Origin of the sequence: Blastococcus tunisiensis, from assembly GCF_900112815.1 — a bacterium.
In the GTDB taxonomy this organism is placed as follows: Bacteria; Actinomycetota; Actinomycetes; order Mycobacteriales; family Geodermatophilaceae; genus Blastococcus_B; species Blastococcus_B tunisiensis.
Genome location: NZ_FOND01000011.1, coordinates 19,914 through 35,135 on the forward strand (window position 1 = coordinate 19,914; position 15,222 = coordinate 35,135).

The 15,222-nt window shown below is 75.0% G+C and carries 17 protein-coding genes; all 17 read left to right on the forward strand.

Annotated elements, in window-relative coordinates:
- Positions 1–117: 117 nt before the first annotated feature.
- The 17 genes from BM142_RS14505 to yajC all read left to right on the forward strand — a co-directional run bounded on the left by BM142_RS14505 (position 118) and on the right by yajC (position 15,218).
- The gene (locus tag BM142_RS14505; protein ID WP_092200132.1) at positions 118–651 is read left to right on the forward strand and encodes an MOSC N-terminal beta barrel domain-containing protein; all 534 of its coding nucleotides are present in this window, start codon (positions 118–120) and stop codon (positions 649–651) included.
- Positions 652–660: 9 nt separating this feature from the next.
- A complete protein-coding gene (locus BM142_RS14510; protein ID WP_092200135.1) occupies positions 661–1,782 on the forward strand; it encodes a CapA family protein in 1,122 nt (373 codons plus the stop codon).
- Between the two features lie 40 nt (positions 1,783–1,822).
- Complete coding sequence (thrS, locus tag BM142_RS14515; RefSeq protein ID WP_092200138.1) at positions 1,823–3,841, forward strand: threonine--tRNA ligase; 2,019 nt, start codon at positions 1,823–1,825, stop codon at positions 3,839–3,841.
- On the forward strand, positions 3,838–4,377 hold the full coding sequence (locus BM142_RS14520) for an HIT family protein (RefSeq protein ID WP_305764368.1): 540 nt from the start codon (positions 3,838–3,840) through the stop codon (positions 4,375–4,377). Before thrS ends, BM142_RS14520 begins: the two co-directional genes overlap by 4 nt.
- Complete coding sequence (pgsA, locus tag BM142_RS14525; RefSeq protein WP_092200144.1) at positions 4,378–5,010, forward strand: phosphatidylinositol phosphate synthase; 633 nt, start codon at positions 4,378–4,380, stop codon at positions 5,008–5,010. It abuts the gene before it with no gap.
- Positions 5,007–5,969, forward strand: a complete 963-nt coding sequence (locus BM142_RS14530) for a phosphatidylinositol mannoside acyltransferase (protein ID WP_092200147.1) — start codon at positions 5,007–5,009, stop codon at positions 5,967–5,969. The genes pgsA and BM142_RS14530 overlap by 4 nt, the downstream gene beginning before the upstream one ends.
- Positions 5,969–7,177: a glycosyltransferase family 4 protein gene (locus BM142_RS14535; RefSeq protein ID WP_092200150.1), complete on the forward strand. Its 1,209-nt coding sequence runs from the start codon at positions 5,969–5,971 to the stop codon at positions 7,175–7,177. The genes BM142_RS14530 and BM142_RS14535 overlap by 1 nt, the downstream gene beginning before the upstream one ends.
- 11 nt (positions 7,178–7,188) lie before the next feature.
- Positions 7,189–7,725 carry a LemA family protein gene (locus tag BM142_RS14540; RefSeq protein WP_092200153.1) on the forward strand — a complete coding sequence of 179 codons (537 nt, stop codon included), beginning with the start codon at positions 7,189–7,191 and terminating at the stop codon, positions 7,723–7,725.
- Between the two features lie 53 nt (positions 7,726–7,778).
- On the forward strand, positions 7,779–8,675 hold the full coding sequence (gene pdxS / locus BM142_RS14545) for a pyridoxal 5'-phosphate synthase lyase subunit PdxS (RefSeq protein WP_175527286.1): 897 nt from the start codon (positions 7,779–7,781) through the stop codon (positions 8,673–8,675).
- Positions 8,672–9,772: a heparan-alpha-glucosaminide N-acetyltransferase domain-containing protein gene (locus BM142_RS14550; RefSeq protein ID WP_217640725.1), complete on the forward strand. Its 1,101-nt coding sequence runs from the start codon at positions 8,672–8,674 to the stop codon at positions 9,770–9,772. The genes pdxS and BM142_RS14550 overlap by 4 nt, the downstream gene beginning before the upstream one ends.
- Positions 9,769–10,428, forward strand: coding sequence for a pyridoxal 5'-phosphate synthase glutaminase subunit PdxT (gene pdxT / locus BM142_RS14555; RefSeq protein WP_092200450.1), 660 nt, complete (start codon positions 9,769–9,771; stop codon positions 10,426–10,428). The genes BM142_RS14550 and pdxT overlap by 4 nt, the downstream gene beginning before the upstream one ends.
- Positions 10,425–11,177 carry a YebC/PmpR family DNA-binding transcriptional regulator gene (locus BM142_RS14560; RefSeq protein ID WP_092200156.1) on the forward strand — a complete coding sequence of 251 codons (753 nt, stop codon included), beginning with the start codon at positions 10,425–10,427 and terminating at the stop codon, positions 11,175–11,177. Before pdxT ends, BM142_RS14560 begins: the two co-directional genes overlap by 4 nt.
- Positions 11,178–11,367: 190 nt before the next feature.
- Positions 11,368–12,294: a L,D-transpeptidase family protein gene (locus BM142_RS14565; RefSeq protein ID WP_092200159.1), complete on the forward strand. Its 927-nt coding sequence runs from the start codon at positions 11,368–11,370 to the stop codon at positions 12,292–12,294.
- Positions 12,295–12,380: 86 nt separating this feature from the next.
- On the forward strand, positions 12,381–12,947 hold the full coding sequence (gene ruvC, locus BM142_RS14570; protein ID WP_092200162.1) for a crossover junction endodeoxyribonuclease RuvC: 567 nt from the start codon (positions 12,381–12,383) through the stop codon (positions 12,945–12,947).
- Positions 12,944–13,576 (forward strand): Holliday junction branch migration protein RuvA, encoded by a 633-nt coding sequence (ruvA, locus tag BM142_RS14575; protein WP_092200165.1) that lies wholly within the window; start codon positions 12,944–12,946, stop codon positions 13,574–13,576. The genes ruvC and ruvA overlap by 4 nt, the downstream gene beginning before the upstream one ends.
- Positions 13,576–14,718 (forward strand): Holliday junction branch migration DNA helicase RuvB, encoded by a 1,143-nt coding sequence (ruvB, locus tag BM142_RS14580; RefSeq protein WP_417852096.1) that lies wholly within the window; start codon positions 13,576–13,578, stop codon positions 14,716–14,718. Before ruvA ends, ruvB begins: the two co-directional genes overlap by 1 nt.
- A gap of 161 nt (positions 14,719–14,879) precedes the next feature.
- Entirely contained in the window at positions 14,880–15,218 is a 339-nt protein-coding gene (gene yajC / locus BM142_RS14585; RefSeq protein ID WP_254790955.1) for a preprotein translocase subunit YajC, read from the forward strand.
- Positions 15,219–15,222: the final 4 nt, after the last annotated feature.

Genomic DNA, 15,222 nt, shown 5'->3' on the forward strand with positions numbered 1-15,222 from the left:
ATACGCGCGATCCGCCGGCCGGCCGAGGCCGTCTCGCGAGCCGTCACCCGGCGTCGCGGGCAGCGCCGGATCCCGTGGGACGGCAGCCGGCCGGGGCCACCCCGGTACGGTCCGGGCATGACGTCGGGGGAGCCTGTGGGCCGGGTCGGGGAGATCTGGCTCTACCCGGTGAAGTCGCTGGCCGGCACCCAGGTGGCCGCCGCCGACATCGGCCCCGACGGGCTCTCCGGGGACCGGGCGTGGACCGTCGTCGCCGGGGACCGGCCGGTGCGCGCCAAGGACGCCCCCGTCCTGGCCACGCTCGCGCCCGCCGATGCCGACGCCGCGACGCTGAGTGCCGCACTCGGCCGGCCGGTGCGCCTGGAGCCGCTCCCCCCGCAGCCGGGGACCGCACCCGTCCACCTCGTCTCCCGGGCGGCCATCGCGCGCGCCGCGGCCGGTGAGATCCCGGAGGGCTGCTCGGCCGAGGATCCCCGCGCGAACCTCCTGCTGGACCTCGACGGCGACGAGCGCACGTGGGTCGGCCGGGATCTCCGGGTGGGCGACGCCGTCCTCCGCATCTCCCGCACCCCCCGGCACTGCCTGGGCGTCTACGCCGACGTCGTCACCCCCGGCGCGGTGCGCACCGGGGACCGGGTCGCGCTGATCTAACCTCCCGGCATGCGACGCAGCCTGGCCTCGCTGGTCCCCCTGGTCCTGCTCGTCGCGTGCTCCACCGACCCGGTCGGTGCCCCCGCGTCGTCGCCGCCGTCGACCTCGGCCCCGTCCACGGCGCCCGCTCCGCCGGCGCCGCCGGAGAGCTTCACCCTCGTGGCCACCGGCGACGTGCTGATCCACCAGGACCGCGCGCTGACGACCGGGGCGCAGCAGCCGGACGGCTCCTACGACTTCTCGGCCGTGCTGGCGCCGGTCGCCCCGCTGGTTGAGGCCGCCGATCTGGCGATCTGCCACCTCGAGACGCCCGTCGCCCCGGCCGGCGGCCCCTACCGGGGGTACCCGAGCTTCGCCGTGCAGCCGGCGATCGTCGAGGCGCTGGCCGGCGCCGGGTACGACGCGTGCTCCACCGCGTCCAACCACTCGCTGGACGCCGGGACCGAGGGGCTGGTCCGCACGCTGGACACCCTCGACGCCGCCGGGCTGGCCCACGCCGGCACCGCGCGCACCGAGGCGGAGGCCCTCGAGCCGACGGTGGTCGATGCGGGGGGCGTCCCCGTCGGGCTCGTCGCCGGCACCTTCTCCCTCAACGGGGTGCCCCTGCCGGCCGGGAGGGAGTGGTCGGTCGATCTCGCCCCGGCGCCGGACGTCGACGGGATGCTGGCGGCCGCCGCCCGCGCGCGGGCAGCCGGTGCCGAGGTGGTCGTCGCCGCCCTGCACTGCTGCCTGGAGTACCGGCACGACCCCACCGAGGCGCAGGTGGCCGCCGTCGAGGCGCTGCTCGCCTCGCCGGACGTCGACCTCGTGCTCGGCCACCACGCGCACGTCGTCCAGCCGTTCGAGGAGATCGCGGGGGAGTGGGTGGCCTACGGGCTCGGCAACCACGTCGCCGAGCACGCCACCCGGGGTTACCCGACCGAGGACTCGGTGCTGGCCCGGTTCACCTTCACCCGCGGGGACGACGGCCGGTTCACGGTGACGACGGCGCAGGCGGTGCCGCTGGCCATCGACGTCGGCGGGGACTCGGTGACGGTGCGGCCGGCCGACCCGGAGACCTATGCCCGCGTCGCCGACGTGCTCGACCGCCGGGGCGGCGTCGCGGCGGGCCTGGAGGTGGTCCCGCACTAGGCTCGGGGGGTCCGTCCGCCGACCCCTCCAGGAGTTCTCCGTGTCCACCCCGCCCTCGCCGACCGCCGTACCCCCGATCCGGGTGCCGGCCGGGACGACGGCGATGCAGGCGCTCAAGGACGCCGGGATCCCGCTCAAGGGGCCCGACGGCGCCGTGGTCGTCCGCGACGTCGCCGACGGCGAGCTCAAGGACCTGGCCTGGGCCCCGGACGCCGACGCCGAGGTCGAGCCCGTCCCGGCCGCCAGCGCCGACGGCCGCGCGGTCATCCGCCACTCGACCGCGCACGTGCTGGCGCAGGCCGTCCAGGAGCTGTTCCCCGGCACGAAGCTCGGCATCGGCCCGCCGGTGGAGAACGGCTTCTACTACGACTTCGACCCCGAGCGGCCGTTCACCCCCGAGGACCTCACCGCCCTCGAGAAGAAGATGACCGAGATCGTCCGGGCCGGGCAGAACTTCTCCCGCCGGGAGATCAGCGACGCCGACGCGCAGGCCGAGCTCGCGCACGAGCCCTACAAGCTGGAGCTGATCGGGCTCAAGGGCGGTGCGGGAGACGTCGCCGAGGGCGCCGACGTGGAGGTCGGCGGCGCGCAGCTGATCATGTACGACAACCTCGACCCCCGCACCGGCGAGCGGCTCTGGACCGACCTGTGCCGCGGCCCGCACGTGCCGCGCACGAGCACCATCCCCGCGTTCAGCCTCACCCGCAGCGCCGCCGCCTACTGGCGGGGCAGCGAGAAGAACCCGCAGCTGCAGCGCGTCTACGGCACCGCCTGGGAGAGCCGGGACGCGCACAAGGCCTACCTGGAGCACCTGGCCGAGGCCGAGCGCCGCGACCACCGCCGGCTCGGGGTCGAGCTGGACCTGTTCAGCTTCCCCGACGAGATCGGCTCCGGGCTGCCCGTCTTCCACCCCAAGGGCGGGGTGATCAAGCGGGAGATGGAGGACTACGTCCGTCGCCGGCACCTCGAGGAGGGCTTCGACTACGTCGGCACCCCGCACATCAGCAAGAGCGGGCTGTTCGAGACCTCCGGGCACCTCCCGTACTACGAGGAGACCATGTTCCCGGGCATGGAGCTGGACAACTCCACGTACTACCTCAAGGCCATGAACTGCCCGATGCACAACCTGATCTTCCGGTCGCGCGGGCGGTCCTACCGCGAGCTCCCGCTGCGGCTGTTCGAGTTCGGCTCGGTCTACCGCTACGAGCAGTCCGGCGTCGTCCACGGCCTGACCCGGGTGCGCGGCTTCGCCCAGGACGACTCGCACAGCTACGTCACGCCGGAGCAGGCGCCGGGGGAGATCCGGCACCTGCTGGCCTTCGTGCTCGGCCTGCTGAGCGACTTCGGGCTCGACGACTACTACCTGGAGCTGTCCACCCGCGACGGGTCCGACAAGTTCATCGGGTCCGACGAGGAGTGGGCGGTCGCCACCGCCGTCCTCGAGGAGGCGGCGAAGGAGACCGGCCTGGAGTTGGTGCCGGACCCGGGCGGGGCGGCCTACTACGGCCCGAAGATCTCGGTGCAGGCGCGCGACGCCATCGGCCGCACCTGGCAGATGTCGACGATCCAGTACGACTTCAACCAGCCCGCCCGGTTCGGCCTCGAGTACACCGCGGCCGACGGCGGCCGGCAGCAGCCGGTGATGATCCACTCGGCGAAGTTCGGCTCCATCGAGCGGTTCTTCGGGGTGCTCACCGAGCACTACGCGGGCGCCTTCCCGGCCTGGCTGGCGCCCGTCCAGGTCGTCGGCATCCCGGTCACCGACGAGCAGGTGCCCTACCTGGCCGACGTCGCGCTCAAGCTGCAGCAGCGCGGCCTGCGGGTGGAGATCGACGACTCCGACGACCGGATGCAGAAGAAGATCCGGACCGCGAGCAAGCAGAAGATCCCGTTCGTGCTGATCGCCGGGGCCACCGACGCCGAGGCCGGCGCCGTCTCCTTCCGCTACCGCGACGGCAGCCAGCGCAACGGCATCCCGGTCGACGACGCCGTCGAGCAGGTCGCCGCGTGGATCGCCGCCCGGTCCAACCTCGACCCGTCGGCGGACTCATGGGGATGAGCGACGACGGCCCGGGGACGGCCTTCGAGCACCTCTGGACGCCCTACCGGATGGCCTACATCCGGGGCGAGGGCAAGCCCACCGGTGCCCACGACTGCCCGTTCTGCGTGATCCCGACGATGGACGACGAGCAGGGGCTGGTCGTGGCCCGGGGGGCGACGGTGTTCGCCGTCCTCAACCTCTACCCCTACAACGCCGGGCACCTGATGCTGGTCCCGTACCGGCACGTGCCGGACTACACCGACCTGACGCCCGCGGAGGTCGCCGAGCTGGGTACCTTCACCCAGACCGCGATGCGCACGGTGCGGGCCGTCAGCGGGGCGCACGGCTTCAACATCGGCATGAACCAGGGGTCGGTCGCCGGCGCGGGCATCGCCGACCACCTGCACCAGCACGCCGTACCCCGCTGGGGCGGGGACACCAACTTCATGCCGGTCATCGGCCTGACCCGTGTGCTCCCGCAGGTGCTGCGGGAGACACGGGCGCTGCTCGCCGAGGCCTGGGCCGACCAGGCCGTCCCGGTCGGGGAGGCCTGAGTGCTCGGCAGCAACGCGCGCCCGGCCGTCGCGCGCTTCTGGGGGCCGGTCGTCGCACGGCTGGCCCGGGCCGGGGTCACCCCGGACATGGTGACGATCACCGGCACCGTCGGCGCGGTCGTGTCCGCGGTGTTCCTGATCGGGAACGGCTGGCTGTTCTGGGGCTCGTTCGCCGTCACCGTCTTCGTGCTGCTCGACATGCTCGACGGCGCGCTGGCCCGCGCCCGCGGCGGGGGATCGGTCTGGGGCGCCGTCCTCGACTCCACCGGTGACCGCGCCGCCGACGCGGCGATCTTCGGCGCGCTGGTCTGGTGGTACTCCGGGGACGGCGACAACCGCCTGCTCGTCCTGCTCGCCCTCCTCTGCCTGGTGCTCGGGGTGCTCACCTCCTACATCAAGGCCCGCGCCGAGGGCGTCGGCCTCGCGTGCGACGTCGGCGTCGTCGAGCGCACCGAGCGGCTGATCCTCGTCCTGGTCGGTGCCGGCTTCACCGGGCTGGGCATCCCCTACGCGGCGCACGTGGCGCTCTGGCTGCTCCTGGCCGGCAGTGCGATCACCGTCGGCCAGCGGGTCGCCGCCGTCCACCGGGCCGCCGCGGGCCGGTCGCTGCCCGTCCCCCCACCGGCGCCGTGAGCCAGGCCCGCACCGCGGTCGTCGCCCGGCTCACCGACCTCGGGTTCGCCGCCGGCTGGCACGCCGTCCGGCTGCTCCCCGAGCCGGTCGCCCGGGGAGCGTTCGACCGGGCCGGTCGCTGGGCGGCCGGACGCGACGGCAGGGGCACCCGGCAGCTGCGGGCCAACCTCCGCGTCGTCACCGGGGGCCGGCTGAGCGAGGCGGAGCTGGGCGAGCTCACCGCCCGTGCCCTGCGCTCCTACGCCCGCTACTGGCAGGAGGCGTTCCGCCTGCCGGCGATCAGCAGCGAGCGCATCGTCGCCGACACCGAGGTCGTCGGGGTCGAGCACCTGGAGAAGGCCCGCGCGGGCGGGCGGCCGGTGATCATGGCGCTGCCGCACAGCGGCAACTGGGACGCGGCCGGGGTGTGGTTCATCGACTGGCTCGACGGGCCCTTCATGACCGTCGCCGAGCGGCTGCGGCCCGAGTCGCTGTACGAGCGCTTCGTCGCCTTCCGGGAGTCGCTGGGCTTCCGGGTCGTCCCGCTGACCGGCGGGCCCCGGCCGAGCACGGAGGTGCTCCGCGACTGGCTGGCCGATGGAGGGGCCACCTGCCTGCTGGTGGACCGCAACCTCGGCAGCGGGGGAGTGCCGGTGGAGTTCTTCGGCCGCACCGCGACCCTGCCCGGCGGCGCGGCGCTGCTGGCCGACCGGACCGGCGCCGCGCTGGTCCCGGTGGTCTGCCAGTTCACCGGGCGCGGCTGGCGGCTGGTGTTCGCGCCCGAGGTGCCGGTGGCGGGCGACGGCCGGCTCCGGGACCGGGTCACCACCGCCATGCAGGCCGTCGCCGATGCCTTCGCCGCCGCGATCGCCGGGCAGCCCGAGGACTGGCACATGCTGGGCCGCATCTGGGCCGACGTCCCCCCGGACCCGCCCGCCCGGCCGGGTGCCGGCGCTCCTCCGACCCCGGACGGCCGCTGATGCGCATCGGCCTGGTCTGCCCCTACCAGTGGGACGTCCCCGGCGGGGTGCAGTACCACGTCCGCGACCTGGCCGAGACGCTGCAGGCGCTGGGCCACCACGTCGAGGTCCTCACCCCGGCCGAGCACGAGGAGTCGCTCCCGCCGTACGCGACCTTCGCCGGCCGGACGGTGCCGGTGCCGTACAACGGCTCGATGGCCAGCCTGCAGTTCGGCCCCGTGTCTGCCGCCCGCGTGCGCCGCTGGCTGCGCGACGGGCGTTTCGACGTCGTCCACGTGCACGAACCGGCGTCGCCCTCGGTGTCGCTGCTGGTCTGCATGATCGCCACGGGGCCGGTCGTGGCCACCTTCCACGCGGCGACCACCCGGTCCAAGTGGCTGGCGGCGCTCGCCCCGATGGTGCGCCCCTGGCTGGAACGGGTCAGCGGGCGGATCGCGGTCTCCGACTTCGCCCGTCGGCTGCAGGTGGAGCACCTCGGCGGCGACGCGGTGATCATCCCGAACGGCGTGCACGTCGACGCGTTCACCCACGGACCGGGCCTGCCCGGTATCACCCGCGGCGTCGACGGGCCGACCATCGGCTTCCTCGGCAGGTTCGACGAGCCGCGCAAGGGGCTGCCGGTGCTGCTGGAGGCGATGCGGACCGTCGTCCGGCAGCACCCCGGTGCCCGGCTGCTGGTCGCCGGCCGGGGGGACGCCGCCGAACTGGACCGGCTGATCGGTCCGGACCTGCGCCCGCACGTCGCCCTCCTCGGGACGATCTCCGAGAAGGAGAAGGGCGCGTTCCTGCGGTCGGTGGACGTCTACTGCGCGCCGAACCTGCTGGGCGAGTCCTTCGGGGTCATCCTGATCGAGGCGCTGGCCGCCGGGGCGCCGATCGTGGCCAGCGACCTGGACGCCTTCGCCCGGGTGCTGGAGGACGGGAACGCCGGTGTGCTGGTCCGGCGAGGTGACGCCGCCGGCCTCGGTCGCGCCCTCTGCGACCTGCTCGCCGACCCCCGGCGCCTCGCCGAGCTCGCCGCCCGCGGCCCGGTCGCGGCCGCGGTCTACGACTGGCAGGTCCTCGCCCGCCGCATCCTGGCCGTCTACGAGACCGTGGTGCTCCCGGACGGCGGTGCGGTGACCGCGACCGACGAGGACCACTTCCCGGGCGTGCCCCCGGCCCGCCGCCAGCTGCGCTCGTCCCCACGGCGATGGGCGCCCCGCTAGCCTGACGCCCCGTGACGCCCGATGCCTGGTTGCTGGTCGGCGGCGTCCTGGCCGTCCTCCTGCTCGCGTGGGTGGGCTGGACGCTGCGGCGGCTGACCCGGCTCGAGGCCCGGGTGGAGCGGGCGTGGGCCGCGCTGGACACGCAGCTGCGGCGGCGGGCGGGGCTGGCCGAGCAGCTGGCCCGCGACCACCCCGCCGCCGTGGGGCAGGACCGGGCCCCCTACCTCGCCGCCTTCGCGGCGGACGCGCGGGACCCGGTCGACGGCGACCGGGAGCTGTCGGAGAACGCCCTGGGCCGGGAGCTGCGCGAGCTGCCGGCGGACCTGCCGGGCGTGCCCGCCGCGCTGCAGGCCGACCTCGCCGGCACCGCCACCCGCGTGGGTCTGGCCCGCCGCTTCTACAACGACGCGGTCCGCGACACGTGTGCGCTGCGGGGGCAGCGGATGCCGCGGCTGCTCGGCCTGCACGGCCGCCGGCCGCTGCCCCGCTACTTCGACATCGACGACCGGCTCCACCAGGTGGCCGGTGCCGGACGGGGCGGGAGCTGACCCGCCGTAGGATCGGGGGCTCCACGACCGTCCGTCGACCAGAGGCAGCCCCCGTGTCAGCGCAGAATCCCTCCACCGGCACCGACCGCGTCAAGCGCGGCATGGCCGAGCAGCTCAAGGGCGGCGTCATCATGGACGTCGTCACCCCCGAGCAGGCGACGATCGCCGAGGACGCCGGCGCGGTCGCCGTCATGGCGCTGGAGCGGGTGCCCGCCGACATCCGCGCCGAGGGCGGCGTCTCCCGGATGAGCGACCCGGACATGATCGACGGGATCATCGCGGCCGTCTCCATCCCGGTGATGGCCAAGGCCCGGATCGGGCACTTCGTCGAGGCCCAGGTGCTGCAGGCGCTGGGCGTCGACTACATCGACGAGTCCGAGGTGCTCACCCCGGCCGACGAGGCGCACCACATCGCCAAGAGCGAGTTCACCGTGCCGTTCGTGTGCGGAGCCACCGACCTCGGCGAGGCGCTGCGGCGGATCTCCGAGGGCGCCGCGATGATCCGCTCGAAGGGCGAGGCGGGCACCGGCAACGTCGTCGAGGCCACCCGCCACATGCGCTCCATCCGTGCGGGCATCCGGGCGCTGGGCACGCTGGACGAGACCGAGCTGTTCGTGGCCGCCAAGGAGCTGCGGGCGCCGTACGACCTGGTCGCCGAGGTGGCCCGGCTGGGCAAGCTGCCGGTCGTGCTGTTCACCGCCGGCGGCATCGCCACCCCGGCCGACGCCGCGATGATGATGCAGCTGGGTGCCGAGGGCGTGTTCGTCGGCTCGGGGATCTTCAAGTCCGGGGATCCGGCCCAGCGCGCCGCCGCGATCGTCCAGGCGACGACCTTCCACGACGACCCCGACGTCATCGCCAAGGTCTCCCGCGGCCTGGGCGAGCCGATGGTGGGGATCAACGTCGCGACGCTGCCGGAGAGCGAGCGGTACGCCACCCGCGGCTGGTGACCGGCCTCGCGTCCGCCGGACGCATCGGTGGATTGGACGTCGCACGCGGGCTCGCCGTCCTCGGCATGTTCGCCGCCCACATGCGGGTCGGCGGCGAGCTGCACCCCGATCCGGGGACCTGGTCCGGGCTCGTCGACGGGCGCTCGTCGATCCTCTTCGCCACCCTCGCCGGGCTCTCGGTGGCGATCCTCTCCGGGCGCACCCGACCGCCCGACGGCCTGGACCTCTCCCGGGTCCGGCTGCGGATCTTCGTCCGCGCCCTGTGGGTGTTCGCGATCGGCTGGGCCCTGCAGCAGCTGGACACGTTCGTCGCGGTGATCCTCGGCGTCTACGGGGTGCTCTTCCTCCTGGTGCTGCCGTTCCTGCGCTGGCCGGTGCGCCGGCTGCTCGCCACCGCGGCCGTCGTCGCGGTGGCCGTCCCGCCGCTGCTGGTGGTCCTCGGCCAAGCGCTCACCGTGGCCGGCGTGGAGGGCGCGCTCGTCCCGTCGCTGCTGGTCACCGGCTACTACCCGGCGCTGCTGTGGATCGCCTTCGTCCTGGTCGGCCTGGCCGTGGGGCGGCTCGACCTGGCCTCCGGCGCGGTGCGCCGGACGCTGGCGGCCTCCGGCGCGGCGGCCGCGGTCGTCGGCTACGGCGGCGGCTGGCTGAGCACGCGGCTGCTCGCCGACGGCGTGCCGTCGGCGGGGCCGGAGACCGGCTTCGCCGTCCCGGGCGTGCTCGACGTCCGCTGGCTGACCGGCGCCGAACCGCACAGCGGGACGACCTTCGAGGCCGTCGGCTCGGCCGGGTTCGCCGTCCTGGTGCTGGTGGCCTGCCTGGTGCTGGCCGAGCGGCTGCCGCGGGCGACCGCGCCGGTCGCCGCCGTGGGGGCGCTGGCGCTCACCGTGTACACCGTCCACATCCTGGCCATCGCGCTCCTCCTGGAGGTCGAGCCCGGTGCGGCGGAGGGGCCGGTCGCCTGGCTGTGGTTCGCCGCGTCCGCGCTGGTCGCCGCCCTCGCGTGGCGGCGGGTGGTGGGCCGCGGGCCACTGGAGTGGCTGCTGTCCTGGACGTCGAGCCGGGCGGCCGGCCTGGCTCCGCGGGCCCCGGCGGCATGAGCGCCGTCGACCGTCCGGTCATCGGGGTCCTCGCGCTGCAGGGGGACGTGCGCGAGCACCTCACGGCACTGGCCGCCCTGGGCGCGGAGCCGGTGGCGATCCGCCGTCCCGCGGAACTGGCCGCCGTCTCCGGCGTGGTGCTGCCCGGCGGGGAGTCGACGACGATCGCCAAGCTGGCCGACCGGTCGGGCCTGCTCGAGCCGCTCCGGGCCGCGGTGCGGGGCGGGCTGCCGGCCTACGGGTCCTGCGCCGGGATGATCCTGCTGGCCGACCGCATCCTCGACGCGCCTCCCGACCAGGAGACGATCGGCGGGCTCGACGTCACCGTCCGCCGCAACGCGTTCGGCCGGCAGGTCGACTCCTTCGAGTCCGAGGTCGACCTCGGGCTGGCCGGCGGCCCGCTGCACGCCGTCTTCATCCGCGCCCCGTGGGTCGAGGAGGCGGGCGACGGGGTCCAGGTGCTCGGGCGGGTCGTCGGGGGAGACGCCGACGGTAGGATCGTCGCCGTCCGCCAGGGGAACCTGGTGGCCACGAGCTTCCACCCCGAACTCACCGGGGACCGCCGGGTGCACGCGCTGTTCGTCGACATCGTCCGCGCTGCCCCGGCCCAGCAGGCCGGCCTCGTCGCCGGGACCGAGGAGGATTTCGACTCATGAGCGGCCATTCCAAGTGGGCGACGACCAAGCACAAGAAGGCGGGGATCGACGCCAAGCGCGGCAAGCTCTTCGCCAAGCTGATCAAGAACATCGAGGTCGCCGCCCGCACCGGCGGTGGTGACCTCTCCGGCAACCCGACGCTGTTCGACGCCGTCCAGAAGGCGAAGAAGAGCTCGGTGCCCAACGACAACATCGACCGCGCCGTCAAGCGCGGCGCCGGGCTCGAGGCCGGCGGGGTCGACTACCAGGGCATCACCTACGAGGGCTACGCCGCCGGCGGCGTCGCCGTCCTCATCGAGTGCCTGACGGACAACAAGAACCGCTCGGCCATGGAGGTCCGCACCGCCATGACCCGCAACGGCGGCTCGATGGCCGATCCGGGCTCGGTCTCCTACCTGTTCTCCCGCAAGGGCGTCGTGGTGGTGCCGAAGGCCGACGGCGCCGACGAGGACAGCGTGCTCATGGCGGTCCTGGACGCCGGTGCCGAGGAGGTGCGCGACCTCGGGGACACCTTCGAGGTGGTCAGCGAGCCCGGCGACCTGGTCGCCGTCCGCACCGCGCTGCAGGACGCCGGCATCGACTACGACTCGGCCGAGGCCGGCTTCGTGCCGAGCGTGACGGTCGAGCTCGACGAGGACGGCGCGGGCAAGGTCTTCCGGCTGATCGACGCGCTCGAGGACCTCGACGACGTGCAGAACGTGTACGCGAACTACGACGTGTCCGACGAGGTGCTCGAGAAGGTCGGCTGAGGCCCCCGTCGGCGCCCCGTCCACCCCGCTCGTCCCACCCGCCCCGGCGGTCCGCGCGCGCCCCGGGCGGGCCGGAAACCCCTGGTAGCTTCCCGGCGCAGGCGTGCGAGCCCTGCGCAGGCGAACGCGGGGGCGTGCGGGTATGGCGGCGAGGAAACGGTCGCGGGGCGGGCGTGCCCTTCGGGGGCTGGTGCTGGCGGCCGTACCGCTGCTGGTGATCGGCGGCTGGTCCGCGCCGGCCGACCGCTCCGCCGCCGTCGCCCTCGTTGCTGACGCGGCGGCCGATCCGCTGCCGCCGGCCCTGGCCGCGCCGGTGGCGGCCGACCCGTCGCTCCTCCGGGTCGCCGTCCCGCTCGGCTACGACACGGCCACCGCGCGCGCGGCCCGCGCCGCAGCCGCGGCGGCCGAGGCCGCGGCCGCCGCCGAGGCGGCCGCCGAGCAGACCAGGGCGGCAGCCGCGGCGGCGACCCGCGCCGCCGCCCCGGGGAACCGGGGCTCGGCCACCGACTCGGTGGCCGCACCGGCCCCGTCCGGGCTGCCGCTGGGTGTCGACCCCGGTCCGTCGCGGCAGGTCGTCACCGTGGTCGCGCCCACCAGCGGTTCCACCACCGCCACGGTCACCGCCTGGGAGCGCGGTCCCGGGGGGTGGGTGGCGGTGCTCGGCCCGATCGCCGCCCGCGTCGGTTCGGCGGGGGTCGGCCGGGCCAGCGAGACCAGCACCCGGACGCCGGCGGGCACCTTCTCCCTCACCGAGGCCTTCGGGCGGGCGGGGAACCCCGGCAGCGGGCTCCCGTACCGCGTCGTCGACGGCGACGACTGGTGGGTGTCGGACGTGCACAGCCCCCGCTACAACCAGTACGCCGAGTGCGCCCGCGGCACCTGCGACTTCGCCGAGGCGGCCAGTGAGAACCTGGCCGAGGAGCCGGCGTACCAGTACGCCGCCGTCATCGACTACAACCGCGGCGGGACGCCCGGCGCGGGCTCGGCCTTCTTCCTGCACGTCAGCAACGGGGCGGCGACGGCCGGCTGCGTCGCCATCGACGCCGGTAGCCTCGTCAGCCTGCTGCGGTGGCTCGATCCGGCCGCCGGGCCGGTGATCGCGATCGGGGTCGGCTGAGCTCCCCGCGTGTTGCGGGGCGCTTTCCGGGCGCCCGGCGATTAGCGTGGGTCGAACAGGCGTTCGGTCGGCGGGGAGGTCCAGTCATGCGGGTGCTCGGCATCGATCCGGGCCTCACCCGGTGCGGGTGGGGGGTCGTCGACGGCCGTCCCGGCGCGCGCCCGACGGCAGTGGGGGTCGGCGTGCTCCGCACCATGGCCGAGCTCGACCTCGAACTGCGGCTGCTGGAGCTGCACACCGCGGTCACGGCCCTGCTGCGGGAGCACCGGCCCGACGTGGTGGCGATCGAGCGCGTGTTCACCCAGAACAACAAGGGCACCGCCACGGGGACGGCGCAGGCGGCCGGGGTGGCCGCACTGGCCGCCGCGCAGGCCGACCGGCCGGTCGCGTGGCACACCCCGAGCGAGGTCAAGGCCGCCATCTCCGGCAACGGCCGCGCGGACAAGGAGCAGGTCACCCTCATGGTCACCCGGGTGCTCGGGCTCGCCGAGGCACCGCGGCCCGCCGACGCCGCCGACGCGCTCGCGCTCGCCGTCTGCCACGCCTGGCGCGGCCCGGCGCAGCAACGGCTGCGGGTCGCGGCGCTCGCCGGTGGCATCGGCGCACCCGTCGTGCAGCGGACGCTGCCCCGCTGGACGGGGATCAGCAAGTGATCGCCTCGGTCTCCGGACGGGTGGCCGCGGTCTCCCCGGACGGCGCGGTCGTGGAGGTCGGCGGCATCGGTCTCGCCGTCCAGTGCACGCCCGGCACCATCGCCCGCCTGCAGGTGGGGGCGGACGCGCGGCTGTCCACGAGCCTCGTCGTCCGCGAGGACTCGCTCACCCTCTACGGCTTCGCCGACGACGACGAACGGCAGCTGTTCGAGCTGCTGCAGACCGCCAACGGCGTCGGGCCCCGGCTCGCCCAGGCCGTGCTGGCCATCCATCCACCGCGCGAGGTGCGTCGCGCGGTGTCCATGGCCGACGTCAAGGCGCTCATGCAGGTGCCCGGGATCGGCCGGAAGGGCGCCGAGCGGCTGATCCTCGAGCTGCGCGACCGGCTCGGCTCCACGACCTCCGACATCTCGCTCGACGCGCCCGCCGGCCTCCCGTCGGTGACACCCGTCGCGCCGTGGCGGGACCAGCTGACGTCCGCGCTGGTCGGGCTCGGCTGGTCGGCCAAGGAGGCGGACACGGCCCTGGGCCAGCTCGCCCCGGTCGCCGACGAGCAGATCGCCGCGACCGGCTCGGTCGAGGTCGCGGTCCTCCTGCGGCAGGCGCTCCAGCTGCTCGGCAGGTCCTGATGTCCTCCTTCGACCGGCCGCTGGCCGGGGAGATCGACGAGGGACCGGGCCAGGACGCCGGGGTCTCGCCGCTGGCCGGCGACGAGGAGCGGGTGGTCGAGTCCGCGCTGCGGCCGCACTCCCTGCACGACTTCATCGGCCAGCCCAAGGTCGCCCGCCAGCTGGCCCTGGTCCTCGAGGGCGCCAAGCGCCGCGGCCGGCCGCCGGACCACGTGCTGCTCTCCGGGCCCCCGGGGCTGGGCAAGACCAGCCTCGCGCTCATCATCGGCTCCGAGCTCGGCACCTCGGTGAAGATCACCAGCGGCCCGGCGATCGAGCGCTCCGGGGACCTGGCGGCGATGCTGTCCAACCTGGCACCCGGCGACGTCCTGTTCATCGACGAGATCCACCGCATCGCCCGGCCGGCCGAGGAACTGCTGTACATGGCGATGGAGGACTTCCGGGTCGACGTCGTCGTCGGCAAGGGGCCCGGGGCGACCGCTATCCCGCTGGAGATCAGCCCGTTCACGCTGGTCGGCGCCACCACGCGGGCCGGCCTGCTGACCGGCCCGCTCCGCGACCGGTTCGGCTTCGTCGGCCAGATGGAGTTCTACGAGGTGGGCGAGCTCCAGCAGGTCCTGCGGCGCAGCGCCGACCTCCTGGGCGTGGAGCTCACCGAGGAGGGGTCGGCGGAGATCGCCGGCCGGTCCCGGGGCACGCCCCGCATCGCCAACCGGCTGCTGCGGCGGGTGCGGGACTACGCCGAGGTCGAGGGCGACGGCCGGGTCACCCGCGAGGTCGCCCAGGCGGCGCTGGCGCTCTACGACGTCGACGTGCTCGGCCTGGACCGGCTGGACCGGGCGGTGCTGGAGGCGCTCGTCGTCCGCTTCGGCGGCGGGCCGGTCGGCGTCGCCACCCTCGCCGTCGCGGTGGGGGAGGAGCCCAACACCGTGGAGGAGGTCTGCGAGCCGTTCCTGGTCCGCGCCGGGCTCCTGGCCCGCACCCCCCGCGGGCGGGTGGCGACGGAGGCCGCCTGGCACCACCTCGGCCACCCGCTGCCCCGCGGCGGGGCGCTGATCAGCGGAGCCGGTGGAGCCCTCGGCGGCGGGACCGGCACACCGACGACCCCGGGTCCGTCGTCAGAGCCGCTGTTCGGCGCATAGACTCCGCATCGCTGGCGCGCAACTCGTCCGGCCGCGGCCGTGCGCGTCCCGTCCGGTCGCCCGTGGGCCGTGCAGCATAGATGACCGAGGCATTCGAGCGGACCCGTCCCGGGCCCGCACCCACCGCGGAGTGCGACGCGCGGTAGAGAGGCACACCTGTCGTGGAGCAGTACTTTCCGATCCTCATGCTGGCCCTGCTGGCGCTCGTCCTGTTCGTCCTCCCGGCCCGGCAGCGCAAGCGCATGCAGGCCCAGCAGCAGGAGATGCAGAACTCGCTGACCGTGGGCACGCCGGTCATGACCACCGCCGGGATGCACGGCACCGTCGCCGGCCTCGCGGAGAAGACCGTGGACCTCGAGATCGCGCCCGGCGTCGTCGTGACCATGGCGCGCCCGGCGATCATGGAGATCCGCCGGCCGCTCGGCGCCGTGGACGGCGACGGCACGGACTCCGGTTCGTCCGGCACCACCGGCGGACGGCCGGCCGACGGCACCGTCTGAGCCG

What these genes read in the sequence shown, in the direction of transcription:
- ruvC (WP_092200162.1), top strand. Translation starts at nt 12,381, where the DNA reads ATGCGGGTGCTCGGCATCGATCCGGGCCTCACCCGGTGCGGGTGGGGG.
- pdxT (WP_092200450.1), top strand. Translation starts at nt 9,769, where the DNA reads ATGAGCGCCGTCGACCGTCCGGTCATCGGGGTCCTCGCGCTGCAGGGG.
- BM142_RS14505 (WP_092200132.1), top strand. Translation starts at nt 118, where the DNA reads ATGACGTCGGGGGAGCCTGTGGGCCGGGTCGGGGAGATCTGGCTCTAC.
- BM142_RS14535 (WP_092200150.1), top strand. Translation starts at nt 5,969, where the DNA reads ATGCGCATCGGCCTGGTCTGCCCCTACCAGTGGGACGTCCCCGGCGGG.
- BM142_RS14510 (WP_092200135.1), top strand. Translation starts at nt 661, where the DNA reads ATGCGACGCAGCCTGGCCTCGCTGGTCCCCCTGGTCCTGCTCGTCGCG.
- BM142_RS14560 (WP_092200156.1), top strand. Translation starts at nt 10,425, where the DNA reads ATGAGCGGCCATTCCAAGTGGGCGACGACCAAGCACAAGAAGGCGGGG.
- ruvB (WP_417852096.1), top strand. Translation starts at nt 13,576, where the DNA reads ATGTCCTCCTTCGACCGGCCGCTGGCCGGGGAGATCGACGAGGGACCG.
- BM142_RS14520 (WP_305764368.1), top strand. Translation starts at nt 3,838, where the DNA reads ATGAGCGACGACGGCCCGGGGACGGCCTTCGAGCACCTCTGGACGCCC.